The 15708-nt window shown below is 78.9% G+C and carries 12 protein-coding genes and 2 pseudogenes; 5 read left to right on the forward strand and 9 right to left on the reverse strand.

The genetic code is table 11. The annotated features are described in order from the left end of the window. From GTQ99_RS09365 to galU, 6 genes and pseudogenes are all read right to left on the reverse strand, one after another. Positions 1-189: pseudogene (locus tag GTQ99_RS09365) on the reverse strand (hypothetical protein); the annotation flags it as partial. Positions 190-289: 100 nt separating this feature from the next. Beyond that, the gene (locus tag GTQ99_RS09370; RefSeq protein WP_166615475.1) at positions 290-889 is read right to left on the reverse strand and encodes a GNAT family N-acetyltransferase; all 600 of its coding nucleotides are present in this window, start codon (positions 887-889) and stop codon (positions 290-292) included. Then, complete coding sequence (locus GTQ99_RS09375; RefSeq protein ID WP_166615476.1) at positions 886-1395, reverse strand: MogA/MoaB family molybdenum cofactor biosynthesis protein; 510 nt, start codon at positions 1393-1395, stop codon at positions 886-888. The genes GTQ99_RS09370 and GTQ99_RS09375 overlap by 4 nt, the downstream gene beginning before the upstream one ends. Further along, positions 1388-1864: a cyclic pyranopterin monophosphate synthase MoaC gene (gene moaC, locus GTQ99_RS09380; protein ID WP_166615477.1), complete on the reverse strand. Its 477-nt coding sequence runs from the start codon at positions 1862-1864 to the stop codon at positions 1388-1390. The genes GTQ99_RS09375 and moaC overlap by 8 nt, the downstream gene beginning before the upstream one ends. Further along, positions 1861-3135 carry a molybdotransferase-like divisome protein Glp gene (gene glp / locus GTQ99_RS09385; protein WP_166615478.1) on the reverse strand — a complete coding sequence of 425 codons (1275 nt, stop codon included), beginning with the start codon at positions 3133-3135 and terminating at the stop codon, positions 1861-1863. The genes moaC and glp overlap by 4 nt, the downstream gene beginning before the upstream one ends. A gap of 24 nt (positions 3136-3159) precedes the next feature. Continuing rightward, positions 3160-4080, reverse strand: a complete 921-nt coding sequence (gene galU, locus GTQ99_RS09390; RefSeq protein WP_166615479.1) for a UTP--glucose-1-phosphate uridylyltransferase GalU — start codon at positions 4078-4080, stop codon at positions 3160-3162. A 186-nt stretch (positions 4081-4266) separates the two neighbouring features. Between galU and GTQ99_RS09395 the strand changes: the two genes are divergently transcribed. From GTQ99_RS09395 to GTQ99_RS09415, 5 genes are all read left to right on the forward strand, one after another. Further along, positions 4267-4932, forward strand: coding sequence for a 5-formyltetrahydrofolate cyclo-ligase (locus GTQ99_RS09395; protein ID WP_205707122.1), 666 nt, complete (start codon positions 4267-4269; stop codon positions 4930-4932). Positions 4933-5017: 85 nt separating this feature from the next. Further along, a complete protein-coding gene (locus GTQ99_RS09400) occupies positions 5018-6511 on the forward strand; it encodes a potassium/proton antiporter (RefSeq protein ID WP_166615480.1) in 1494 nt (497 codons plus the stop codon). A gap of 21 nt (positions 6512-6532) precedes the next feature. Next, positions 6533-9496: a phosphodiester glycosidase family protein gene (locus GTQ99_RS09405; protein WP_166615481.1), complete on the forward strand. Its 2964-nt coding sequence runs from the start codon at positions 6533-6535 to the stop codon at positions 9494-9496. Positions 9497-9581: 85 nt separating this feature from the next. Further along, positions 9582-9932, forward strand: coding sequence for an FmdB family zinc ribbon protein (locus GTQ99_RS09410; RefSeq protein ID WP_166615482.1), 351 nt, complete (start codon positions 9582-9584; stop codon positions 9930-9932). A gap of 97 nt (positions 9933-10029) precedes the next feature. Next, positions 10030-10704 (forward strand): SAF domain-containing protein, encoded by a 675-nt coding sequence (locus tag GTQ99_RS09415; protein ID WP_166615483.1) that lies wholly within the window; start codon positions 10030-10032, stop codon positions 10702-10704. A gap of 8 nt (positions 10705-10712) precedes the next feature. Here GTQ99_RS09415 and GTQ99_RS09420 read toward each other — a convergent pair whose 3' ends face one another. The 3 genes and pseudogenes from GTQ99_RS09420 to GTQ99_RS09430 form a co-directional block, all read right to left on the reverse strand. After that, positions 10713-12815 carry a putative bifunctional diguanylate cyclase/phosphodiesterase gene (locus GTQ99_RS09420; protein ID WP_166615484.1) on the reverse strand — a complete coding sequence of 701 codons (2103 nt, stop codon included), beginning with the start codon at positions 12813-12815 and terminating at the stop codon, positions 10713-10715. Positions 12816-13027: 212 nt separating this feature from the next. Further along, on the reverse strand, positions 13028-13210 hold the full coding sequence (locus GTQ99_RS09425; protein ID WP_166615485.1) for a hypothetical protein: 183 nt from the start codon (positions 13208-13210) through the stop codon (positions 13028-13030). Further along, a pseudogene (locus tag GTQ99_RS09430) lies at positions 13207-15708 on the reverse strand (hypothetical protein); the annotation flags it as partial. The gene GTQ99_RS09425 and the pseudogene GTQ99_RS09430, both read right to left, overlap by 4 nt.

Consider the following 15708-nt stretch of genomic DNA (forward strand, 5'->3'; position numbering starts at 1 on the left):
CGCCGGCAGCGTCGCCGCGAGCGCGGGCGCCGTCGCGGGGGCGCGGCGGACGACGACGCGCATGGCCTGCGAGTCCCGGTCACCGGTGCGCGCCGACGCGGCCCGCCGGTGCTTGTGGATCGCCGCGGGCACCAGGTAGGCAGCCCACAGGACGATGATGACGAGGAAGATCAGGCTGCTGGCGGGCACGTGGAAACGGTATTGGTCACCGACCCCGCGGCGGCGGATCACCCGGGCGTGTCGCACCGTGGGCTTGCACGCGGTTGCGCGGTGTGCTGCTGCGGGCGCCTCAGCCGTCGCGGCGCGCGGTCCGGTAGCGCGTCAGCACGCCCTCGGGGACCTCCTCGGCCGTCAGCGCGAACGTGCGGTGGTCGCGCCAGGAACCGTCGATGTGCAGGTAGCGCTCGCGCAGGCCCTCGTCGCGCATCCCGAGCTTGGCGGCCACCCGCAGCGAGGCCGAGTTCTCGGGCCGGATGTTCACCTCGACGCGGTGCAGGCGCAGCGTGCGGAAGCAGTGGTCGGCCACCAGCGCCAGCGCCACCGGGATCGTGCCGCGGCCGGCCACACGCTGGTCGATCCAGTAGCCCACGTGCGCGGACCTCAGTGAGCCCCAGGTGATCCCGGAGACGGTGATCTGACCGACGAGCCTGCCGTCGAGCTCGACGACGAAGGGCAGCATGCGACCGGCGCGGGCCTCGCGGGCGAAACCCCGCACCATCTGCGCGAACGTCGGGGCGGGACCGGAACCCTCCGGGCTGGTCGCCTCCCAGGGCCGCAACCAGGAGGCGTTCGCGGCGCGCACCGCGCGCCAGGCCGTCGCGTCCCGCCGGCGCAGCGGCCGCAGCCGGACCGCCCCCTCCACCAGTTCCACCGGCCAGCCGGCGATCACCGCCCACCTCCGCGGCGCGCGTGGTCCTCCCCGTGCAGCTGGCCGACGGCGTGCGCGAGGAAACCCGCGAGCACGGCGACGCCGTCGCGCGCGGCTCCCGGCGAACCGGGCAGGTTCACGACGAAGGAGCGGCCGGCGACGCCCGCCAGCCCGCGCGAGAGCACCGCGGTCGCCACGCCCTTGGCCACGCCCGCGGCGCGGATCGCCTCCGGCACACCGGGGACCTCGTAGTCCAGGACGCGGCGGGTGCGCTCGGGGGTGAGGTCCAGCGGGCTCAGCCCGGTGCCGCCGTTGGTGACGACGACGTCGTAGCCGGCCGCGACCGCGTCGCGCAGCGCCTCCTCGACCGGGTCGCCGTCGGGCACCAGCAGCGGCCCGTCGACGGCGAAGCCCAGCGAGCGCAGGCCCTCCACGACGATCGGCCCGGAGTCGTCGGAGTACACCCCCGCCGAGGCCCGGTTGGAGACCGTCACCACGAGCGCGGTGCCCGCCGAACCCTCAGCCATCGACGCTCCAGTCCCCCGAGCGGCCGCCGCTCTTGGCGGTCACCCTCACACCGTCGAGCACGGTGCGCTTGTCGACGGCCTTGACCATGTCCACGAACGTCAGCGCCGCGACCACCACGCAGGTCAGCGCCTCCATCTCGATGCCCGTGCGGTCGGCGGTGCGCACGGCCGAGCGGATGTGCACCCCGTCCTCGACGACGTCGATGTCGACCTCCACGGCGTGCACGGCCACCGGGTGCGCCAGCGGCACCAGGTCGGGGGTGCGCTTGGCCGCCTGCAGACCGGCGATGCGCGCCACGGCCAGCGCGTCGCCCTTGGGCAACCCGCCCTCGGCGAGCAGCGCCAGCACCTGCGGGGAGCAGCGCACGAACCCCTCCGCGCGCGCCTCGCGCGCCGTCACGGGCTTGGCGGAGACGTCGACGACGCGCGCGTGGCCGGACTCGTCGAGGTGGGTCAGCCGCTCGCTCACCGCGCACCCCCCGCCGTTGACTGCGGCAGCGGTCCCAGCAGCACGCACTCGACCTCGTCGCCCGGCTCGACGGCCGACACCCCCGCGGGCACGACGGCCAGGCAGGTGGCGCGGGCCAGCGCGGTCACCAGGTGCGAGCCGTGTCCGGAGACGGGCGCGACGTGCAGCCGCCCGTCCGCGCCGGCGGTGCACGCCGCCCGCACGTACTGCTCCTTGGCCGGCGGCGAGCTCCAGCCGGCCGCCGCGACGCAGCGCACCCGCGGGCGCTGCGGGTCGGGCCCGGCCGCGCCCAGCATCCGCCGCAGCGCCGGGCGCACGAACACCTCGAAGGAGACGAACGCGCTCACCGGGTTGCCCGGCAGGGTGAAGACGGGGACGCGCTGCTCGCCCAGCGTGCCGCAGCCCTGGGGCATCCCCGGCTGCACGGCCACGCGCTCGAAGCGCACCGCGTGCTGCCCGGGCCCGGACAGCACCTCCTTGACGGTGTCGTAGGCGCCCTCGCTGACGCCGCCGGAGGTGATGACCACGTCGGCGCGCACGAGCTGGTCGTCGAGGACGGCGGCCAGCTCGCGGGCGTCGTCGGCGACCACGCCCACCCGGTAGGCGAGCGCGCCGACGTCCTCGGCGGCCGCCGTCAGCAGGTAGCCGTTGGCGTCGTGCAGCTGGCCGTGGGCCAGCACGGTCCCCGGTTCCACGACCTCGCTGCCGGTGGAGACGACCACGACGCGCGGGCGCGGGCGCACCCGCACGCGCGCCCGGCCCAGCGCCGCCAGGACGCCGACGTGCCGCGGCTCCAGCCGGGTGCCCGCCTCCAGGACGAGCACGCCGGCGGCGACGTCCTCCCCCGCCCGGCGCACGTGCTGGCCGGGCGCCGGCGCCCGGCGCACCTGCACGTGGCTGACGCCCCGGTCGGTCCACTCCACGGGCACGACGGCCTCGGCGCCGGGCGGCACCGGGGCGCCGGTCATGATGCGCGCGGCGGTGCCGGCGGTCAGCCGCAGCGTCTCCGCGTGCCCGGCGGCGATGTCGGCCAGCACCGGCAGGCCCACCGGGGCCTGCTCGCTGGCACCCTCCACGTCGCGCACCCGCACCGCGTAGCCGTCCATGCCGGAGTTGTCGAAGGCCGGCAGGGCGCGGGGGCTCACGACGTCCTCGGCCAGGACGCAGCCGAGGGCGTCGCGCAGCGCCAGGTCCAGCGGCGGCAGGGGGCGCACCAGGTCCAGGCACGCGCGCTGGTGCTGCGCGACGGTGGTGAGGGTGTCGGCTGTCACGTCCCGAAGGTTGTCACGCCGCGCTCAGCGAGGAGCGCCGGCACCCTTCGCGACGTAGTCGGCCAGCCACTCGCGCAGCTCGGAACCGATGTCCTCGCGCTCGCTGGCCAGCCGCACGACGGCCTTGATGTAGTCGAGCTTGTCGCCGGTGTCGTAGCGGCGGCCGCGGAAGACGACGCCGTGCACGCCGTGGCCGGGGCCCTCGCCCTGGGCCAGCACCTGCAGCGCGTCGGTCAGCTGGATCTCCCCGCCCTTGCCGGGCGGCGTCTCGTGCAGCACGGCGAAGACGGCCGGGTCCAGCAGGTAGCGGCCGATGATGGCGAGGTTGCTGGGGGCCTCCTCGCGCGCGGGCTTCTCCACCAGGCCGGAGACCTTCACGACGTCCTCGACGTCGGTGGGCTCGGCGACCGCGCAGCCGTAGAGGTGGATCTGGTCCTCGGGGACCTCCATGAAGGCCACGACGCTGCCGCCGAGGCGCTCGCGCACCTCGATCATCGCGTCCAGCAGCGGGTCGCGGGCGTCGACGATGTCGTCGCCGAGCAGGACGACGAACGGCTCGTCGCCCACGTGCTGCTCGGCCACCAGCACGGCGTGGCCGAGGCCCTTGGGGTCGCCCTGGCGCACGTAGTGCACCTGCGCGAGGTCGGTGGACTCCTGGACGCGCGCGAGCTTGGTCTTGTCGCCCTTGGCCTCGAGACCGGCCTCGAGCTCGACGTTGCGGTCGAAGTGGTCCTCCAGCGGCCGCTTGTTGCGCCCAGTGATCATCAGCACGTCGGTCAGGCCGGCGCGGACGGCCTCCTCGACGATGTACTGGATGGCCGGGGTGTCCACCACCGGCAGCATCTCCTTGGGCATGGCCTTCGTGGCGGGCAGGAACCGCGTGCCCTGCCCGGCGGCCGGGATGACGGCCTTGCGGACGGTGCGGCGCTCGTCGCGTTCGCTCATGGGGCCGGAGGCTACCGCCCGTCCGCACCCGTGCACCGCCCGCTGCCGGGCTGACCCGGTGGAGCGATCCCCCGGGCGCACCCGGACACCACCGGGCATGGCGCTACGCGTAGACGACAGGCACACTCTGCGTGAGGAGACGTCCCGAGGACCCGTGGACGAGCTCCTCCCGGACCAGGAGCCGCCGTGGCCACCACCGCCGTCACCACCGCCGACACCACCCTCACCGCCGACGCCCTCACCGCCGATGCCGTCACCGCCGACGGCGGGCTCACCCTCAGCCCCGACGCGCTGGAGGTGCAGGCGCGCAAGGCGCGCCTGCGCCGCGACGTGCGCGCCGACCGCCGCACCCGCGACGAGCGGGCCGCCGCCGCCGTCGAGGCCGACCTCGCCCGCGTCCTGCTCGACTGCCCGCTGCTGGCGGGGGCCCACCGCATCGCCTGCTACTCCTCGCTGCCCGGCGAGCCGGGCACCGGCGCGCTGCTCGCCCAGCTGCACCGCCACGGCGTGCAGGTGCTGCTGCCGCACCGCCGGGACGACGACGACCTCGACTGGCACCGCGCCGGCGAGGCCGCCGGGCGGGAGGCGCTGCTGGGCCCGGAGGCCGTCGCGACCGTCGACCTCGTCGTCGTCCCGGCGCTGGCCGTGGACACCGCCGGGCGCCGGCTGGGCCAGGGCGGCGGCAGCTACGACCGCGCCCTGCGGCGGGTCCCGGCGCGGGTGCCCGTGCTCGCCGTCGTCCACGACGAGGAGCTGCTCGACGCGGCGATCACCCCGCTGCCCTCGCTGCCGCACGACCGGCCCGTGCACGCCGTGGTGACGCCGACGCGCTGGCTCTGGCTCGCCGTCTGAGCCCGCACCGGGCCGCCGCCGGAGCGCGGCGACCCGCCGCCGACCGGGCGGGCCGCCGCGACGGCGCGCCCCGGTACGGTGACCCATGACCCTGGAGGAGTTCAGCCGCGTCCTGCTGCTCTCCTGCGGGGTCCTGCTCGTGGCCGTCCTGGCCGTGCGGCTGTCCGCGCGCACCGGCCTGCCCTCGCTGCTGCTGTACCTGGCCCTGGGCCTGGTGCTCGGCGAGGACGGCTTCGGCATCCCCTTCGCCGACGCCGAGGTGGCCCAGGTCCTCGGCTACGGCGCCCTGGTCCTCATCCTCGCCGAGGGCGGGCTGACGACGCGCTGGTCCAGCGTGCGGGCCGTGCTGGGGCCCGCGGCCGTGCTGGCGACCGCGGGGACGGCGGTCTCCACCGCCGTCGTCGGCACCGGCGCGCACCTGCTGCTGGGCACCAGCTGGCCGGTCTCGCTGCTCATCGGCGCCGTCGTCTCCTCCACCGACGCCGCGGCGGTCTTCTCGGTGCTGCGCTCGGTGCCGCTGCCGGCCCGCCTCTCCGGGCTGCTGGAGGCGGAGTCCGGGCTCAACGACGCGCCCGTCGTCATCGCGGTCGTCGCCCTCACCGACGTCGCCACCGGCCACGGCGGGCACGCCTGGTGGTCGCTGCTCGCCGAGGGCGTCGTCGAGCTGGGCGTCGGCACCCTGGCGGGCCTGGGGATCGGGGCGCTGGGCACCTTCGCGCTGCGGCGCGCGGCGCTGCCGAGCTCGGGGCTGTACCCGATCGCCGTCCTGGCGCTGGCCGTCGGGGCCTTCGCCGTGGCCGACGTGCTGCACGGCTCGGGCTTCCTGGCCACGTACCTGTGCGGTCTCGTGCTCGGCAACGCCCGGCTGCCGCACCGGCACACGACGCGCGGGTTCGCGGAGGCCTCCGGCTGGCTGGCCCAGATCGGGCTGTTCGTCATGCTCGGGCTGCTGGCGACGCCCTCGCGGCTGCCGGGCGCGCTGGTCGACGCGCTGCTCGTCGGCCTCGTGCTCACGGTGCTGGCGCGACCGGCCTCGGTGGTGGCCAGCCTGCTGCCCTTCCGGGTGCGGGCCCCGGACCTGGTGTTCCTGTCGTGGGCGGGGCTGCGGGGCGCGGTGCCGGTGGTGCTGGCGACGGTCCCGCTGGTCGCGGGGATCGCCGGCGGGCAGCGGCTGTTCGACCTCGTGCTCGTGCTCGTGGTCGTCTTCACCCTCGTGCAGGCGCCCACGCTCAGCCCGCTGGCCCGCCGGCTGGGGCTGGCCCCGGCGGCCCCCACCGAGGAGCTCGACGTGGAGGTCTCGCCGCTGGGGACGCTGTCGGCGGACGTCGTGCAGGTGCGCGTGGGGCCCGCCTCCCGCCTGCACGGCGTCGAGGTGTTCGAGCTGCGGCTGCCGGCGGGCGCCAACGTCACGCTGGTGGCCCGGGACGGGGCGACCTTCGTGCCGCAGCCGCGCACGGTGCTGCGCCGCGGCGACGACGTGCTCGTCGTCACGGCCGCCAGCGAGCGCGAGCGGGTGGAGGCGCGGCTGCTGGCGGTCAGCCGGTACGGCAAGCTCGCCGACTGGCGCAACCCTCAGTGAAGTAGCGGTTACTCTGCGTCCGTGCGTGCGCTGCGAACCCTCCTCGCGGGCGTCGTCCCGCTCCTCCTGACCCCCCTGCTGCAGGCCCCGGCCGCGCTCGCCGAGGAGGCGCCGGGCGTCCTGGAGGTGTCCACCACCCGCGAGGTCGTGGCCCCCGGCCTCCTGCTGGAGCGCCGGGCCACGCTCGACGCCGCCGGCCCCGTGCGCAGCCAGCTGCTGCGGCTGGCCCCGGGCTCCGGCACCCGCCCCGCGCTGCTGCAGCAGGACCTGTCCTCGCCCCGCACCCCCGCCGAGCTGGCCACCGCCGCCGGCGCCGTGGCCGCCGTCAACGGCGACTTCTTCGACATCGACCGCACCGGCACCCCCGACGGCCCCGTCGTCGTCGCCGGCACCGCGCTGAAGGCGGACGCGGCGGTGCAGTCGGCCGTCGCGCTCGCCCCCTCCGGCGCCGGCTGGAGCGGGCGCGTGGGCGCGGTGCAGCTGCAGGGCAGCGTCACCGTCGGCGCCCGCACCCTCCCGCTCGCCGCGCTCAACACCCGCACCGTCGCCCCCGACGCCGTCGCGCTGTTCTCCCCGGCCTGGGGCGACGGCGACCGCGCGCTGACCGCGGGCGCCGGGACCGAGCTGGAGGTCCGCGGCGGGCGTGTCAGCGCCGTCCGCGCCCCCGGCGCCACCCCCGTGCCGGCCGACGGCTTCGTGCTCGTCGCCACCGGCTCGGCCGCGGCCGCCCTCGCCGGCACCGCGCCCGGCACGAGCGCGCTCGCGGACACCCGGGTGCGCGACGAGGCGCTGGCGGGCGCACCCGGCGGCTTCGCGGTCGGCGCCCGGCTGGAGCTGGTGCGCGGGGGCAGGATCGCGCCCATCGACACCGCCGACCCGACGTGGGCGGCGCTGCGGGCGCGCACCGCGCTCGGCTGGAGCGCCACCGGGGAGCTGCTGCTGCTCACCGTCGACGGCGGCACCGCGGCCTCCCGGGGCCTCACGGCCACCGAGACGGCGCAGCGGATGCTCCAGGCCGGCGCCGTCGGCGCGGTGATGCTGGACGGCGGGGGCTCGGCGCAGATGGTCGCCCGCGCCCCCGGCGAGGCCGGGGTCCGCGAGGTCGGCGCGCCCTCCGACGGCGCCGCGCGCCCCGTCGCGCACGCGATCGGCCTGGTGGCCGCTCCCGGCTCCGGGCAGGCCGGCGTCGTGCTGCGCACCCCCTCCCCGCGCCTCTTCCCCGGGCTGCACCGCGGCGTCGACGCCGTCGTCACCGACTCCGCGGGCGCGCCGGTCCCGGCCGCGGGAGCGGTCCAGGTCACCGCCGCGGCGCCCGAGGTGGCCGCCGTCACCGCCACCGCCACCGCCGCCGGGGCGCGGGCCGTGCTGAGCGGCCTGCGCCCGGGCACCACCACGCTCACCGCCCGCGCCGGCAGCGCCACCGCCGCGCTCGACGTCGAGGTCCTCGCCCCGCTGGCCCGCCTGGAGCTGGAGCGGCCCGTGGCGCTGCCCGCCGCGGGCGCCAGCGCGGACGTGCGGGTCGTCGGCCGCGACGCGGAGGGCCGCAGCGCCCCGGTCGACGCCGCCGACGTGGCCGTCGGCACCGACCCCGCGCTGGTGCGGGCCGACGCCCTGCCCGACGGGCGGTTGCGGCTGACCGCCGTCGCCGGCGGGCCCGCGGCGACGGCGGTGCGGCTGCAGGTGGGCGGCGTCGGCGCCACCGCGGGCGTGGCGCTCGGCCTGCTGCCGCGCACCCTGGACCGCCTCGACGACCCCGGCCGCTGGAGCGCGAGCGCCACCCGCGCCACCGCGGGCGTGAGCCGGGTGGCCGTCGACGACCTGCCCGGTGCGGGCGCGGCCCTGCGGCTGGCGTACGACTTCCGCGGCCAGGGCCCCGGCACCGCCGTCGCCGCGCTCGTGCCGACCGCGCCCGTGCCGCTGCCCGCGGGCAGCGGCGAGGTCGCCCTGTGGGTGCGCGGCGACGGCGGCGGCGGGTGGCTGCGGGGGACGCTGCGCGTCGACGGCGCCGGCCGGCCCCTCACCTTCGCGGCCCGCGTCGGCAGCGGCGGCTGGCAGCGGCTGGCCGTGCCCGTGCCCGGGGGCGCCCGCGAGCTCGCCCTGGAGCGCGTCTACCTGGCGCAGACCGACCCGGCGGCGCGCGCGGCCGGAGCGCTGGACCTGGCCCTGCTGCAGGCCGGGGTGCCCCCGGCGGCACCCGGCGCGCCCGAGGCCGTGCGCGACGCCGCGCTGGGGCCCGCCGCGGCCACCGGCCCGCGCACCTCCCGCACGGCGCTCGTGGCCGGCACCCGCGTGCAGGCCTCCGACCCCTCCTCGGAGGCGGCCCTGGTGAGCGCGCTGCGCCGGGCGGTGGCCGCCGGCGCGCAGCAGGTGGTGCTGACCGGCGAGGTCGCGGGGGCCGGCGGCCCGGGCGGCAGCGCCGGCGCGGCCGACGTCGCGGCGGTGCGGGCGGTGCTGGCGCGCGAGCTGCCGGCCGGCGTGGCCTGGAGCTGGCCGGCCGGCACGGGCGAGGTGGGCGAGCGCCGCGACGTGGCCGGCACCCGGTGGCTGGTGCAGGGCTCCGGGGGTCCGGCGGGTGTCGCCGGGCTGGCGTGGCTGCACGAGCAGCTGCGCGCGGCCGCCGCGGACCCGGCGCTCACCGGCGTGGTCGTGGTGGCGGGTGCGCAGGCGCCCACCGCCGAGGAGGCGGCGCTGGTGCGGGGGTGGACGGGCGCGCTGCGCGCGGGCGGGCAGCGGGTGGCGGTGCTCTCGCCGGCCGCCGCGACCGGTGCCGCGCGCGAGGAGGAGGTGCTGCGGGTGCGGGTGGGCCCGGCCCGCAGCGCGCAGACGTCCGCGGGCGCGTGGGCGCTGGTGTCGGTGGCCGCCGACGCCGCCAGCCCGCCGCCGGTGGCGCGCGGCCTGCCGGTGGGCACCGACGACGGCTGGCTGCGGGTGCAGGAGGCCACCACGGGCCCGGTCGTCCTGCCCCGGCCGCGGACGGCGCGCTGAGGGCGGCGCGGGCGCCCGGACCCGAGTACCCTTGGCACTCGAACACCCCGAGTGCCAATCGGGGTCCGGTACCCACGGAGACGACGTGCCCACCTACGCCTACGCCTGCCAGTCGTGCGGACACTCCTTCGAGATCCGCCAGTCGTTCAGCGACGACGCCCTGACCACCTGCCCCGAGTGCTCGGGGCAGCTGCGCAAGCTGTTCAACAACGTCGGCATCGTCTTCAAGGGGTCGGGCTTCTACCGCAACGACTCCCGCAGCTCCGCGGGGGCGTCCTCGGGCGGTTCCGACGGCTCGGGGTCCACCGGCTCCTCCGCCGGCGCGGCGAGCACCTCCTCGCCGTCCTCCACCTCGTCCTCCTCGTCCTCCGGCTCGGGTTCCTCCGGCGGCAGCTCCTCGAGCGGCTCCTCCTCGAGCGGCTCCTCCGCCGCCTGAGCCGCCGCGGTCTCCCCCGCCGCGCGGGGGCCGGCCCCGTCCACAGCAGGGCTCCGGCCAGGGACGGCGGGGCGCCCGCCGTCCCTAGCGTGCGGCCATGGCCCTCGCCCTCCCCGCCGACCGCACCCGCTCCGGACCGGGTCCGGCCGCCCGCCGCCGGCGGCGGCTGGCCCGCCGCTGGCTGACGGCCGGCCTCGTCGCCGGTGCGGGAGCGCTCGCGGTGGGCGCGCTGGCCCCGCCCCGGCCGCCGACGCGCCTCGTGCTCGTCGCCGACCGGGACCTGCCGGCGGGTGCGGTGCTCTCGCCCGGGGACGTGCGCGAGGTGCGCTGGGCCGCCGGGGCGGTCCCGGCCGGCGTGCTGGGCGCGGACGAGCTGCCCGGCCCGGTCCTGGCGACGCCCCTGCGGCGCGGTGAGCTGCTGACGCGGACCCGCACCCGGGGCGCGGGGCTGCTGGTGGGCCAGCCGGTGGGCACGCTCGCCGCGACCGTCGACGTCGGCGACGCCGCCGTGCTGGCGAGCCTGGCCCCCGGCGCGCACGTCGACGTCCTGGCCCGCACCGAGGACCCGGTCACCGGCCGCGCCGCGGGCGCCGAGCGCGTGGCCACGGACGTCGTGGTCCTCAGCGTCCCCGCCGCCGGCGCGGGCGCCGGCCTGCTCGCGGGTCCGGGTGCCGGGCCGGCGACGAGCGTGCTGGTGGCCGTCGACGCGGCCACGGCGGCCCGCCTGGCGGCCAGCGCGGGGCGCACCGTCGTCGCGGTCCGCGCGCGGTGAGCGCCCGCTCAGCCCTCCAGGGGCAGCGGCGCGCGCGCCGGCGGCGGCAGCGCGGCGGCACCGACCGCCGGCTCCTGCGCGCGCAGGCGCTCCAGCAGCCGCCGGGCGCTCACGGGCGCGCCGACGTGCGTGCCCTGGGCGACGTGGCAGCCCAGCGCGGCGAGGACCTGCTGGGTGCGGGCGTCCTCCACCCCCTCGGCGACGACGCGCAGACCCAGGTCGCGGCCCATCTGCACGGTCGAGCGCACGATGACGCCGCGCGCCCGGTCGGTCGTCATGCCGGTGACGAAGCTGCGGTCGATCTTCAGCTCGTCGACCTCGAGGTCGGTGAGGTAGGTCAGCGAGCACTGCCCGGTGCCGAAGTCGTCGACGGCGACCGAGCAGCCGAGCGCCCGCAGCCGGCGCACGACCGCCCCCGCCCGCTCGGGGTCGGAGACGATCCCCGTCTCGGTCACCTCCAGCACCAGCGCCGAGGCCTCCACGCCGTGGCGCTGCAGCACCTGCTCCACGCGCGAGGGCAGGTCGGCGTCGCCGAGCAGCCGCGCGGACAGGTTGACCGACAGGGTCGGCCGGAAGCCCTCCGCGCGCCAGAGCGCGAGCTCGCCCACCGCCACGTCCAGCACGAGCGAGGTGATGCGCCCGACGAGGCCGGACTGCTCGGCGAGCGGGATGAAGCGGTCGGGGGCCACGGCGCCCAGGTCGGGGTGGTTCCAGCGCACCAGCGCCTCCACCCCCACGAGGCGGCCGGTGGCCGGGTCGACCTGCGGCTGGTACTGCACGAACAGCTCGCCGCGGTCCACGGCCCGGCCGAGGTCGCCGAGCAGCCGCAGCCGCTCGACGCTGTGCACCTCGCGCCGCCCGGCGTAGGTGCAGGCCCGGCCGCGGACCTCCTTGGCCTGGTAGAGGGCGACGTCGGCGCTCTGCAGCAGCGCGGAGGCGGTGCTGCCGTGCTCGGGCGCCAGGGCCACGCCGACGCTGGCCGGCAGCAGCACCTGCAGCTCGCCGACGCGCAGCGGCCGGGACATCTCGTTCACGACCGCACCGGCGAGCGCCTCGGCGCTCGTGCCGTCGGCCACCAGCAGGGCGAACTCGTCGCCGCCGAGGCGGGCCACGACGGCGTCCCGCGGCGCCCGCGCGAGCAGCCGCTCGGCGACCTCGCGCAGCAGCGCGTCCCCCACGGGGTGGCCCAGGGTGTCGTTGACGTCCTTGAAGTGGTCGAGGTCCACGACGAGCAGGCCGGGCCCGGCCCCGGGGCGTCCCGTCGGGCGCAGCGCGCGGGCGGTGGCCCGCAGCAGCGCCTCGCGGTTGGGCAGCCCGGTGAGCTCGTCGACCAGGGCGCGCCGCTCGTGGTGGCGCGCCAGCGCCCCGTTGACCACGAGCACGCCCAGCGGCACGCAGACGAGCAGGAGCAGGGAGGCGCCGCCCTCCGCGCTGACGGCGACGACGGGCGCCGAGGCGACCACCGCGAGGGTCAGCAGCGGGCCGGACGCGGTGCCCGCGCGCAGCCGGCGGCGGTGCGGACCCTGCCCGACGACCCGGCGCGCGGCGCTGCGGGCGAGCGTCTCGGCCAGCAGGCCCGCGGCACCGGCCAGCAGGACGGCGGGCCACTGCTGGGGCGCGTCCAGGGCGGGGGCGGCGCTCAGCGGGGTGCCGAGCACCGCGTCGAGGACGAGGCGGCACACGAGCACGCCGGTGACGGCGGTGGCGGTCCGCGCGAGCAGCGCCGGGACCGGCGCGCCGCGGCGCACGTCGCGCACGAGCGAGGGCACCGCGCGCACGAGCAGCGCCAGCGACAGCGGCCCGAGCGCCGTGAGGGCGACGAGGAAGCCCCAGGCCACGGGCAGCAGGTCGCCGCGGGCGCCGGGGCGCACGCCCGCCGGGCGGTGCTCGGCGGCCACGACGACGGCGGCCAGCAGCAGGGCGAAGGCCGACGTGCGCCACGGCGCCCCGCCGGAGGCCCCGAGGACCGTCGCGAGGACGAGGACGGCGGCGGCGGCGACGCTGAGGACGGCGGTCAGCGGCGCCGTGCGCGCCGGGCCCGCCGCGGGTGCGCGGGGCACCGGGACCGGTGCGGGGACGGGTGCGGGGACGGTGACCGTGACGCGCTGCATCCTCCGCCTTCCGCCGTGGTCGAGCCGGTCCGCGGGTGTCCCCCGGACGGGGGACACCCGTCGAGGTTCCGCGCCCATGATGGGGGCCTGCGCGGCCCCGGCAGAAGGCCTGCCGACGGTCTGATCCGCGATTTCGACCGAGCGTGACGCGCCAGCAGCGCTGGGTGGTCGTGTTGTCTCGCAACGCGCTCGGCCACTCACCGTCCGTCGTGTCAGTCCCAGTGCGGCGGACGCTGGGACAGGTACCAGTCGTCGTCGTGGCCGGACGACGGCCGCTCCCCCCAGCCCTCGTCGCGGTCGTCGGCGGAGACCTCGTCCTCCAGCGGGATTTCCCGGTCCCCGTCGCCGCCGCGCTCGGGCCCGTGCTCGGGCGAGTGCCCGGCCGGGACGCTCACGAGGCCTCCCGCTCGCGCACCGCGCCCGGTCCGCCCGTCGCCTGGCCGCTCCCGGCGGCCAGGCCGGCGACGGCCTGCTCCGGCTCGCCCGGGGCCTCCTCGACCGAGGCCACGTCGAGCACCCAGGGCAGGTCGTGACCGGCCTCGGCGAGGACCTCGCGCCACAGCGCTGCGATCCGCCCCGCCTCGGCCGCCGCGTCGGCGTGCACGTCGGCCCCGAGCACCTGCACGTACCGCCAGCCGCGGCGCTCCAGGCGGGTGGGCCCGTCGACCTCGCGGTCGACCACCTCCGCGGCCGCCCACGCCGGGTCGTCCAGGTGCACGGCCAGCGCCGGACCGGTGCCGACCCGCGAGCGCGCGTCGCGCACGACGAGCGGCAGGACGCGCGAGGTGCCGACCTCCAGCTCCACCGGCAGGCCCGCGTCCGCGCACGCGGCGGCCAGGCGGCGCACCAGCGGCGAGCGCCCGCGGGCCCCGCCGTCCTCGTGCGGGCGCTCCCACGCGAGGGCGAGCTGCACGAGCAGCCGGCGCCCCTCGGCGACGTCGCCGGCACCGGCACCCGCACCGGCACCCGCCGGGGAGGCCCAGCCGGAGTCGTCGAGCAGCAGCGTCGTGCGCAGCCGGGAGCGGGTCAGCGCCATCCACACCTGCGCGCGACCGGCGCCGGCGCTGCCCGCGGCCCCGAGGCCGGGGCCGTTGAGGACGGCGTCGGCCAGGACCAGCACGTGGTCGCGGCGCTCCCCCGCCCAGCGGCCCGCGGCCGCGACCAGCAGCGGTTCGCGGCCGACGGCCAGCGGCAGGCCCGCGGCGAGCGCGCGGCGGCGCACGGCGTCCGCCAGCAGCTCCGCGCCGGCGGCGTCGGGGACGACGACGCCCAGCGACTCCTCGGGGTGGCTGCGCAGCGCGCCGAGGGCCGCGTCCACGGCGAGGTCCACGAGGGCGTCGGGGCCGCGGCGCGCCCCGGGCGGCCTGCCGGAGGTGCGCACCACGCGCCGGCCGTCGCGGCCGGGGCCGGGCAGCGAGTCCTCGGGCGCCGCGCGCAGCACCTGCGGCACGCCGGCCAGCAGCCCGTCGTCGAGCAGGGCGTGCTGGCGGTCCAGCCGCAGCGTCGGCAGCACGCCCCCGGTGTCGGCGAAGAGGCTGCCGGCGGCGTCCGCCGGCACCTCCTCGCGCTCGCGGGCGGTGTGCAGGTCGACGGGTCCCGGCAGCGCCGGGTCGCCCACGACGAGCACCTGGCGGGCGCGCGCGAGGGCGGGCAGCGCGGTCGCGGTGGCGGTGGCCTGCGCGCCCAGGACGACGACGAGGTCGGCCTCCCCCAGGCGGTCGGCCAGCGCCGCCACCCCGGCCGCGGAGACCGCGGTCACCGGCAGCAGCGCCGCGGCGTCCCCGTCCCCGTCGGCGCGGGCGTCGACGGCGGCGCGCACGGCGCGGGCCTGCCGGGCGTGGGCGGCGGCGACGGCCAGCTGCAGCTCGTGGCGCGCGCGCCGCAGCCCCGCGGCGTCGGCCGCGCCCACGTGCGGGTCGGCCAGCGCGGTGGTGTCGAGCACCCCGGCCCACCAGGCGGCCTGGACCTCCGCGGGCAGGTCCAGGCTGCCGGGCCCGCTCCAGCGCACCTGCAGCTCCTCGAGCAGCGGCCGCCAGCCGGCGGCGGTCAGCTCGTCGAGGAGCACGGTGCGCCGGGGCAGGGTCTCCAGGGCGGCGGCGTCGGCGGCCAGCGAGCGCAGCAGGGTGGTCAGCTCCGGCAGCTGCACCTCCAGCGGCGAGGCGGCGCCCAGCTCGGTCCAGGTGCGCGCGGGCAGGACCTCGGCCAGGGCGAGCAGCTCGTGGCGCAGCTCGCCGACCTCGGTGACGAGGGCGTCCAGGTCGGCGGGTGCGGCGGGGACGGCCTCGCGCACGGCCACGCGCTGCCAGGTCAGCCGCTGCGCGCGGGCCTGCTGCAGCCACTCGTGCAGGGTCGCGGCGTCGGCGACCTCCACGTCCGGGCGCACCAGGGCGCGCGCCTGCCGGCGCAGCCGCCAGCGCGCCAGCACGCCCAGCCGGACGTCGCGGTCCTTGCGCCACTGCGGGGTGGCGGTGGCCGCCGCCACGTCGCCGAGGGACTGGGCGAAGACCTCGGGGCCGAAGCGGGCGGTCGTGGCCCGCACCCCCTCCAGCAGCGCCGTGCGGGCCTGCGCCTCGGCCACGGAGGAGGCCCCGCGCAGCCCGGCCGCGTCGCACGTGGTGGCCAGCAGCGCCCGCACGGCCGGCAGCTGCTCGCCGACGAGGCGCTGCACGCGCCGCAGCGCGCGCTCGGCCGCCTCCGGGCTGCGCAGCTGCGCACCGGCCCAGGGGGTGCTCGCCGGGCTGACGTCGAAGGCGCCGAGGTCGACGGCCTCCACCAGCGCGGCCGCCCAGCGGTCGACGTCGGCGCGCGAGCAGCGCTCCAGGGCCTCCCCGCGCAGCCTGCGCGACGTCGTCGGCGGCAGCGGCCGCTCGGCGAGGGCGGCGAGCGCCTGGAC

The organism is Kineococcus vitellinus (assembly GCF_009906315.1).
GTDB lineage: Bacteria > Actinomycetota > Actinomycetes > Actinomycetales > Kineococcaceae > Kineococcus > Kineococcus vitellinus.